The following is a 9,277-nucleotide window of genomic DNA, read 5'->3' on the forward strand; positions in this document are numbered from 1 at the left end:
GGACAATGCCGCTTTTCATAAACGCAGTGATATTCAAGCAATCATTGAAGAGCATGGGCATGAGATAGTTTGGTTACCCCCTTATAGTCCAGACTTAAATCCTATTGAAAAGATGTGGGCTTGGATTAAGCAAATACGCAAAGAATGGCGGATGGATTGTATTGATACTTTATTCTTTTATCTGCTTTGGATTGGGTTGGGCTTTAGATGATTTCACTATAAATGCGCGTATGGGCAAATAATTAGTTCTTTATCGACAAAAAGCCTCGCTGATGCGAGGCTTTTTATATGAAAATTAAAAGGCTTATTTTTTCTTCGCGCCATAGGCACCAAAATATTCATTCCCTTTTCTAAATAATCCGCCGAGTTCATCGGCATTTGGCCCATAGAATGCGCCACTGGTTTCGCCGCCATCAGCAGTTCGTCCAGAAAATTCACTGCCTTTAATAGTGGCATCAATTCGAATATTATTGGTGAGTTTTCTTTGTTCAAACTTACCATTGACTCTTTCCGCGGGATTATCAATTTTTTGCTCAAAAACTCCATCGCTAATCAGTCCATAAAGTCGTTTTGTACCAAAATCTGCACGAAATTCTGACTTAGCAAATGCAGTGCCGCTATTTTTATCCATTTGACGATAGTCTTTATACATAGCATTACCTAAATAGTGCGCAGTGCCTTTTTGTGGCATATTTTCTACAGGCGTTTGATAGCCTTGGTAGAATAGATAAGCATTGCCACTGTCATCATCGTCATCCTTGTTAAGGTCTTTTCCAAAAGCCCCAAAACGTGTGTAGCTTAAGAAATTGCTAACCAGTGAATCATCTTGACCATCTTCTCTTTCTGTAAAATTTTTATCGAAAGGATAGAGATTTTCATTGCTCTCATCATCAATTTCTCCTAATAAGGAAAACGTTTGTCCATCAACGATGATGTTATCTTTGTTATGGGTAGGGGTAAGAGAAAATGTTCCCTGATAGATAGCTTTACCGCCATCTGGCTCATATATTTTGTATGTTGTGCCTGTTAACGTATCGGTAAGTTTGGCTGGATTACTTGCAGTGCTGTGACCATTATTATTATCAGAAGTCATAATGATTGTGCTAGATTGCGTATGAGAAGTGGTGCTAGAAATACTACTAGTCGTGCTAATTTCTTTACTACCACCGCCACCACCACAGGCAGTAAGAGTGAGTACAGCTGTGCAGGCAAGGAAAAGAGGTGATTTTTTAAAAGTTGTTTTCATAAGATTTTCAATAAAAAGAAAGGGTATATAGTTCAATCAGCGAAAAACAGTTATTTATCACTAGAAATGCTAGGTAAGGTTTATAAAACGTCTTTTTTAGCTAACTTGACTATAGCAAGATTTCCAAAAAATTCATACGATGTAAAAAATAATCTCTTGTTTTGTTATGATTTATCTCTATATGTGTTTTTAGGGGTTAACGGTATCTATTATAGCGCTATTTCATTGGCGGATGAGGCTTTAATTAACAATGCTTTACAGCTTTTCGGAGGTTCTGGGCGAGGCTTAGGCTTTTTAGGTTTTGCTGGTTTGGGATGTAAAATAGCTTCACTTTGGTCGGTAATCCAGTGATTTAAGTCTTCTGTGCAACCATCGCCCAGCGGAATAGGCGCTTGGTTAACGCATAATGGACTATCGGGCGGGCAAGCCAATCGCATATGAAAATGGCTATCGTGTCCGCCCCAAGGTCGAATTTTTTGTAGCCAACGGGTATCGGCTTCAGTATCACAAAGATAGCGTTTAATAATAGGATTAACAAAAATTCTTGTGGTTTGGGGGGACTGTGCCGCTGCATAAAGCGCTTCTCGATAAGCTTTTTGCCATTTATCCATTCGCATAGTACCGGAGATTTGGTCTACAACACTATCAGGTTCATGGTCTCTATCAGGGATGCTGCCTTGCGGAATTGCTGCAAAATAGATATCAGCATCTAAACCATTTTGATGGCTAATATGCGCATAGCTCATGAGTCCACCAATAGGTTGACTTAAATCCCCAATCAGTATTGCGTTGCCTGTAGTTTGATAAACATGTTTTCCAATCGCTTGGATAGTGGCGATGGTTTGCGGTTGGCTGTAGTAGCGATGACGAAAACGACGAATATCGTAGTAGCCAATGCCTTGTTCAGGCAAGATTTCTGCACCCTGTTGGCAACCATTAGAATAGCCACCTATGGCTTGTGGTGAACCAGCAACAGGATGAGAAATTTTGCTCCAAGGATTAGGTTTTTCAATGTACTTTGCATATAAGCTAGCACAAAAAAATGCGCTTAAAAGTAGGACAGCTTTTTTCATAGAATGTTAAAGTCGGCGCTTAATTTGTTTGTCTTCAGGTGGAATGATGTCTTCGCTACCAGTAAAGGAGTGAATGGTGTAGTTACCTAGAAAGTTTCGGCTGAAATGGATAGTTTCTTTACGTGTGTATTGGTAACGATTTTTGTTATCTCTATTGGGGTTAGCATCAATTTTGATATCAACTTTTGCAATGGCGGCGTTGTAAGGGAATTTTTGGATACGCTCAATTTGTAAATTATCAATATTTATTCTTGTGTTAGATAATTTTGTCCCTTCTAGCGCGCGACTTTTAAAGTAGGGACAAAGATCATCGGCAGTTTTGGCGGCGATACGTTTCTTTTTTCCGTTTGTGGTATAGGTGTAGTTAGCTTCTGTTAGTGGAGAAATGGTATCGCAAAATTTCTCAGCAGCCTCCATACTAGGAAATTGTGTGGTTTTTAACCAACGGTCAACTGGGGCGGGTGATAAGGCATAATAGTTCATGCCATAGTAAAATCCGCAAATGGCTAAAATAAAAAGAAGTGCTTTCATAAAAATACCTTTTAAAATTAAAAAAGGAAAAGTTCAATCTATTCATGATATCACTGATTGAAAGATAATCGTTAGATTGAAATTTGATTGCGGATAATATTTCGAATGAGTGTTCTTGCAGGCAACAGATATGGCAATAGATTTGAGGCAATAGGTAAAGGTGCGCCGCTAATCATAGTAGCGATAACATCAGCACCTAAGAAAGCCGTAAGTGTTCCTTTTGAACCTAACCCTGCATGAATATAGGTGGTTGGTGTTGAAAATTGAGGCGCAGCAAAAATGGAGGCTTTAGCATTTTTTTGCCAAGGCATATAGTCGTTATAAAGGATATCTACTGTAGGGAAAGGACCAATTAACGGAAGATAATCGCGCGTAGCGGCACGAATGCCAATAAAATGTTGATGATAACACGCGGGATGTTCGGGTAAGGTCTGTGTCAATGAATGCAATAATTGCGCGTTATCTTCTGGATAAAGGGTTAAATCTGCATTATTGGGATGATAGACAGAACCAATATAGCCTTGATGACGGTTAGGATAGGGAAGAATGCTATGTCCAGCACAAAAGGCGTGATTGGGTAATGGACGAGTGGCTCGAAAGAGAGTGGCATGACCGCGTAAGGGGCGTAGTTGTTTATGCCAAGCAGAGGGAAGTAAGGATAAATCCCAAGCGGTTGCTAGAATGGTTGTAATATCATCATTTGGTAGCTGGGTGAATGATTTTATTTTTAAGGTAATAGAGGGATGTGTATAGAGGGCTTTAAGAAGTTCAGGTGTGTCAATAACGCCCAATCCTTTTAAGATTAGGGTATGGTTGTCATCAATTTCCCACTCGTCTAAATTGAGTAGTTGTTGCGCATAGACAGTTTGATGGCGTTTTTTTTGACGAGCATCTTTAGCGGTGAGATGAATCGGAATGTTATCCAGAAGGTGAGACGGTAGGCGCTTAAACCAGCGTTTAGTATGATGCCAAGCGGCAAGATGAAATTGGCGCATGGGGGTGTCTTGCGTGCCGGGTTGTAGGTAAGGTACCGCAACAGGAACTTGGCTAGCAGCAGGATGAGTCTGTGGGGAATGATAAAGGGTTACTTGGTAACCGCGTTCTGCTAATGCGCGAGCGGTACTCGCACCCGCTAATCCAGCGCCAATAATTCTAATAGGATGATTCGTTGACAAGGCTGGTGGCAAATCGGTCCAATACGGTGAATGGGTAAATGGAGTGGTCAATGTGGCTGTAATCATATCGCGTTTGCGACCGTAACCACTTGTCTTAGTAATAGAAAATCCAGCAGCAATTAGTCCTTCTTTTACTATGCGCGCTGCGGTGAATGTGGCTAATGTTGCATTTTCTGTGCTAAGACGAGCTAGTTGCTGATAAAGTGCGGGTTGCCAGAGCTCAGGATTTTTTGCAGGTGCAAATCCGTCTAAAAACCAAGCATCGACTTGCGCATGGGTTTGTTGGAGTTGTTCAACTGCATCGCCCATAAGCAGTAAAAGCGTTATCCGAGGATGAAGCCGTAGCAAATGATGCCCGGGATGATTGGCAGGGTATTGCTGATAAAGGGCATTCCACCAATCGGGCAACTCCCAGTTTTGATGAATTCTTTTTAAATAGGATAATTCAATCGGATATTTCTCACAGCTAATAAGATTGAGCTGTGCATTTTTAGGAGCATAAGTAAGAAAATGTGTGCTAGCACGTAGGACATTTAAGCCTGTTCCAAATCCTGTTTCTCCAATGGTAAATTGAGAATGCGGCGATAACGCAGAAAACCGTGCTTTGAGATGGTTGCCATCAATAAAGACATGGTCAGCTTCTGCCTGCCCATGTTCAGGTTGATAGTAAATATCGTTAAATTGCTCACTATTCGGTGTAGAGTGAACAAAATCTAGCGTAGCATATTGTAAAAGCATTAGTTAAGATAAGTGGATACTTGTTGTTCTAATGTACTCAGTAATTCATTAAGTTGGGTAGGTAAAGTGTTGGTCGTTGCGCTAGCACAAATAGGTATTTGTTCTGGAAATTGCTGATAATATAAGGTTAATAATGCTTCCCTTTCAATTTCATTTAGATGATAAATTTCGTGAGGTAAATGGTGTTTGGCTAAACAGCGTAAGGGATGAATGGTCAGAGTGTCTTCTATTGAAAAGTGATATTCGGTAGCTGTTTGGAGTTTTTCTTGCTGCTCAGCAGTAAGACTACACTGAACAAATGCTCTGTCTAACATGACGCCTTGCGCTCCAGAAATAATGGCGGCTACGATGTCTGCCCCATGGGTAAAATCTCCCCATAAAATAATAGGATGATTAGTGTGTGGACGAACTTGTTGAAGAAGGCTAAGAGCGCTACCTGATTGCTCAGGAAGTTGGTTGTTAAATCGACATTGTTCTCCGCCCGATTCACTGCCTTGTAAAACGAGAATATCGATTTCAAAGTCTATTGCAACCAGAGCTTCTAAGAGATTACGACAAACAGCAAAGGTTAAGATATCTTGGCTTTTAATGAAGTGAATAGTGTCTTTCTCAGGAATACCGCAAGCAAAACCAATGAGACGTGGAGAGGTCGCAATCACGGTATCGAGTAAATCTAGAAAATGATCTGGTTCAGGTAGTGTGTAAGGAGAGTCAATAGTGCTAAGAATTTGTTGGATTTTCTCATGGTGAGTAAAGGTACAGTGCATTTTCTGAGGCAAGCGATGCATGAAACAAACAGAAGGGCGAGAATGCATTTGTCGATAATCTGATAGTTGTTGGTTGAGCATCGCACAATTTGCAGTTTCCCCGATTCTTAGCATACCCACTGCACCAGCTTCAGAGATTTCTCCACTTTGTGACGCAGAAATGAGAGAAAACGGTAAAGGTGCTTGCCATAAAGGATAACGTGCGGATAATGCGTGATGAAGAGAATTTGACGGAAATGTCATAAGCTGCCCATAAGTTTGTTTTGAGTACAGAATTATATAGTTTTCATAGAGGAAAACAAAGTAAGGAAGTAAAATATTAAGGAAGCTAGGAGATGATTTTTAAAAGAGATTCGTAGAGATAACGAGCAATTTTCTGGTTTCTGATACAATATTTCTTTACCTTAAAAAGATTGTTTGATTAAAGGATGACTCATGGCAGAGACAAAACCTACCTGTGCACTTTTACTGATTAGTCAAGATATGGAATGGATGAATGCCTTTCAAAAAGGGGTAAATCGTTTTTTCTTATCCACAGAGAAAGTTATTGATTCTTTAGAAGCCACTGAAACTCAGTTGCTTAATTTTAGTCCTGACTTAATTGTATTAAGTGCAGATAGTCAAATGCCAGAGATGGATAAGCTTAAGCAGTTGCTTTATCGGCTTGGTAAGAATATTCCTGTATTGGTGATAAAGTCAGATTCTACTGAACCGTCAGATACATACGTTAAGCAAGGTGCAGAGTTTGTTTGTGCGAGACGCGATTTATTATCAGCGATTCGTGCTGTTCAACATATTATGCGTTTAGCAGGTAATGAAGATCAAATGTCAGATACTCAAACGCATATGGAGGCGCTTGCAATGCGCTATGAGCGTTTATTTGCTGATTTGCCTGATCCACTATGTTATCTCCAAGATGGTTTGTTTTTATCTGCCAATCCCGCTTTTTTAAAAGTGTTTAAAGTAAAAGATGAGCAAGCTTTAAACGAGCTAACTTTTATGAATTTTGTGCCATTAAAAAGTGAACGTAATATTAAACAGCTGATGAAAATGGCATTAGAAAAAGATGTTGTCCCCGCAGAGAAAATAGAATTGCACAATAAAGAAGGGGAGAAGTTAGATATGGTTGTACATGTAAGCCGGGTGCAAATCAATGGGGAAACGGCTGTTCAAATGTATTTACGAGATGCGGCGGCAAGCGGTGGCGCTGGCGGAGGCTTAGATCCAACAACAGGATTAGGCAATGCAACACTATTACGCGCGTCCATTCGTCAAACACAAGAAAGAAGTGAAAGTGAGTTATTAGGGACATGGGTCTATCTTTGGTTGGAAAATTATCGTGAAGTCTTTCAGAAAGATGGATATAAACCAGCCGAAATTTTGATTCGAGCAGTCGTGCAAGCAGCAGAACGTTTGTTACCGCCTTCAACAGAAATGGTGCGTTTTTGTGATGATTCTATTTTACTATGGATTACAGGAGATAAAGAGCAAGCCATTACGCGTATTCAAAATTTAGTCAACTATTTAGATGAACTTGTACCAGAGAATATTGGTCGGCTCATTCATCCTTATGCTTTTGCTGGTATGTTAGAGGTAAGAAAAACTAGCACATTTGAAGAGTTATTGTCTAAAAGCTATCGTGCTGTAAGGGGATTGGCTGTGAGTCAATCTAAAGAACGTATTGCAGAACCTGCTGCGGCAAACATGACACGTAAAGATGAGCGTCGGGTGAATGAAATTACGCATATGTTAGATCAACAAAGAATACGTTTTTGGTATCAACCTATTGTTATGCTTTCCAATCCTGATGGTATTTCTCGTTATGCTGATAAGCTAGAGATTCTTCCTAATCCTGATACAGTTGAAGGTTTAGAAGAAGAAATAGAAGTGGATACTTTGCTACAGTTAGCCGACAGGTATGGGTTAGGGCGAAGAATTGATCAAGTAAAATTTACCCAATTTTGTCAAGACATTTTATCTTATGATGGCGATCAGCGTGGGTTGACAGGATTTCTATCGGTTAGCGCTGATACACTTGAAGATGAAACGTTTCCTGAATGGTTAGAAAGTTTATTTAATCAAACAGGTATTTCGCCGGCGCAAATTGTTTTTGATCTAAAAGTAGATACAGCAAATAATGCTTATTCAGGTGCAAAACGTTTAATTGATAAAATGCGACCTTTAAAAGCGCGTTTTGCTATTTCAGAAATTGGTCGATTTGACGAAGAAATTAAAGAGATCTTAGAACGTATCCAGCCGGAAGTATTAAAACTGGATATGCAAGAAATTGATACCTTTGAAGATGATGAAGAAGATCGCTTTATGTCAGCTGTGAAAGAATATGCACAAGCGCATCAAACGATATTGATTGCTGACCGTATGGAATCACCAGCACAGCTTTCTAGAGTGTGGCCTCATGATATTCAATATTTACAGGGAGATGGAATGATTTCAGCAATGGAACATTTTGATTTTGATTTTAATGAGCCGCTTTTCTAAGCTGCTTTAATACCACTATAAAAAATGGCGTAATAATACGCCATTTTTTATCTAAGCCGCCAAGCAGCTATCAATATACCAGTAACAAATAAAGTATTAACCACAATATTAAGCTGGACGGCTGTTTTTAACTCTTTAGCTGCTAGTACGGGCGTAGGCGTGCCTAAGATAGCTTTTCCATGTTTACGTAGGATAGGAAGGGCAAATAAAAATAGGGCGCTTTGCCAAATGTATAACAATGAAAATAACAGATAACAAAGCACTGCTGTAAGTAATAATCCTGCATGAAAAAAACGACTACGAATAAAACCAAGTCTTACTGCTAATGTACGTTTACCCGCTAAACGATCACTGTCAATATCACGAATATTATTAACATTTAATACAACAGCTGCAAGTAATCCTGCACCACTGGCTGGTAAAAATAATGCTAAAGAGAGTTCTCCAGTCTGTAAAACATAGCTGCCAATGACACCTACCCAACCAAAAAAAATAAAAACAGCGATTTCTCCTAAGCCATGATAACCATAAGCATACCGCCCTAGTGTATAGCCTAATGCAGCAGCAGCAGAAAAAGCACCAAGTAAAATGAAAATCCAACGTTCTTCTAGAGAGCGCGTGCTAATAATAATCAATATGATACCTAAAGACAGTGTGATAATTAAACAAATAATAATATAGTATTTAATGATATGAGGAGAAATGATACCTTGTCCCGTGAGCCGTTTAGGATGAAGTTCAGAGCGTGTATTATCTGTTCCTCTAATGCCATCTCCATAGTCATTACTAATATTTGATAAGATTTGTAGACTTAAAGCCGTTAACAAACTTAACAGACAGATATCTACTCGCCAACTTCCGGCATAAAATGCAAGCGCATTTCCACAAAGAATGACCACAAAAGCTAAAGGTAGAGTACGAGGACGTATTAACGAAAGAAATAACGACATAAAGACTCAATACTAAAAAATTAGCATTTTATCAGTAAATATGAGCGTATTTAAAAGAAAATTATCAAGGTTGCTAGACTAGCAGTAACAGTCTGTTAGTCTAGAAAAATGAAATTTAACAGCAAACTAAGTACATATAGTGCAATCATCTAAAACCCAACCCAATCCAAAGCAGATAAAAGCATAAAGTATCAATACAATCCATCCGCCATTCTTTGCTATTTGCTTAATCCAAGCCCACATCTTTTCAATAGGATTTAAGTCTGGACTATAAGGGGGTAACCAAACTATCTCATGC

General features: G+C 39.3%; 9 protein-coding genes. 2 read left to right on the plus strand and 7 right to left on the minus strand.

What is annotated here, in order from left to right; all coding sequences use genetic code 11:
• Positions 1–211 (plus strand): transposase (locus tag A5N85_RS03580; protein WP_249023922.1); only part of this gene is annotated, 211 nt, incomplete at its 5' end.
• Between the two features lie 93 nt (positions 212–304).
• Here A5N85_RS03580 and A5N85_RS03585 read toward each other — a convergent pair.
• The 5 genes from A5N85_RS03585 to A5N85_RS03605 all read right to left on the minus strand — a co-directional run bounded on the left by A5N85_RS03585 (position 305) and on the right by A5N85_RS03605 (position 5,773).
• Positions 305–1,246: a transferrin-binding protein-like solute binding protein gene (locus tag A5N85_RS03585; protein WP_072576011.1), complete on the minus strand. Its 942-nt coding sequence runs from the start codon at positions 1,244–1,246 to the stop codon at positions 305–307.
• A gap of 209 nt (positions 1,247–1,455) precedes the next feature.
• Entirely contained in the window at positions 1,456–2,319 is an 864-nt protein-coding gene (locus A5N85_RS03590; RefSeq protein ID WP_072576012.1) for a penicillin-insensitive murein endopeptidase, read from the minus strand.
• A gap of 6 nt (positions 2,320–2,325) precedes the next feature.
• The gene (locus A5N85_RS03595; protein WP_072576013.1) at positions 2,326–2,850 is read right to left on the minus strand and encodes a hypothetical protein; all 525 of its coding nucleotides are present in this window, start codon (positions 2,848–2,850) and stop codon (positions 2,326–2,328) included.
• A gap of 71 nt (positions 2,851–2,921) precedes the next feature.
• Positions 2,922–4,763 (minus strand): tRNA (5-methylaminomethyl-2-thiouridine)(34)-methyltransferase MnmC2, encoded by a 1,842-nt coding sequence (gene mnmC2 / locus A5N85_RS03600; protein ID WP_072576014.1) that lies wholly within the window; start codon positions 4,761–4,763, stop codon positions 2,922–2,924.
• Positions 4,763–5,773 carry a nitronate monooxygenase gene (locus A5N85_RS03605; protein ID WP_072576015.1) on the minus strand — a complete coding sequence of 337 codons (1,011 nt, stop codon included), beginning with the start codon at positions 5,771–5,773 and terminating at the stop codon, positions 4,763–4,765. Before A5N85_RS03605 ends, mnmC2 begins: the two co-directional genes overlap by 1 nt.
• 192 nt (positions 5,774–5,965) lie before the next feature.
• On the opposite strand from A5N85_RS03605, the gene A5N85_RS03610 reads away from it, so the two are divergent.
• Positions 5,966–8,029 carry an EAL domain-containing protein gene (locus A5N85_RS03610; RefSeq protein ID WP_072576016.1) on the plus strand — a complete coding sequence of 688 codons (2,064 nt, stop codon included), beginning with the start codon at positions 5,966–5,968 and terminating at the stop codon, positions 8,027–8,029.
• A 47-nt stretch (positions 8,030–8,076) separates the two neighbouring features.
• On the opposite strand, the gene menA is transcribed toward A5N85_RS03610, so the two are convergent.
• Both menA and A5N85_RS17545 read right to left on the minus strand, forming a co-directional pair.
• Entirely contained in the window at positions 8,077–8,979 is a 903-nt protein-coding gene (gene menA, locus A5N85_RS03615) for a 1,4-dihydroxy-2-naphthoate octaprenyltransferase (protein WP_072576017.1), read from the minus strand.
• A gap of 126 nt (positions 8,980–9,105) precedes the next feature.
• Positions 9,106–9,270, minus strand: coding sequence for a transposase (locus A5N85_RS17545; protein ID WP_428843250.1), 165 nt, complete (start codon positions 9,268–9,270; stop codon positions 9,106–9,108).
• Positions 9,271–9,277 lie beyond the last annotated feature (7 nt).

The sequence above is a fragment of the Suttonella ornithocola genome (assembly GCF_001889065.1).
GTDB lineage: Bacteria > Pseudomonadota > Gammaproteobacteria > Cardiobacteriales > Cardiobacteriaceae > Suttonella_A > Suttonella_A ornithocola.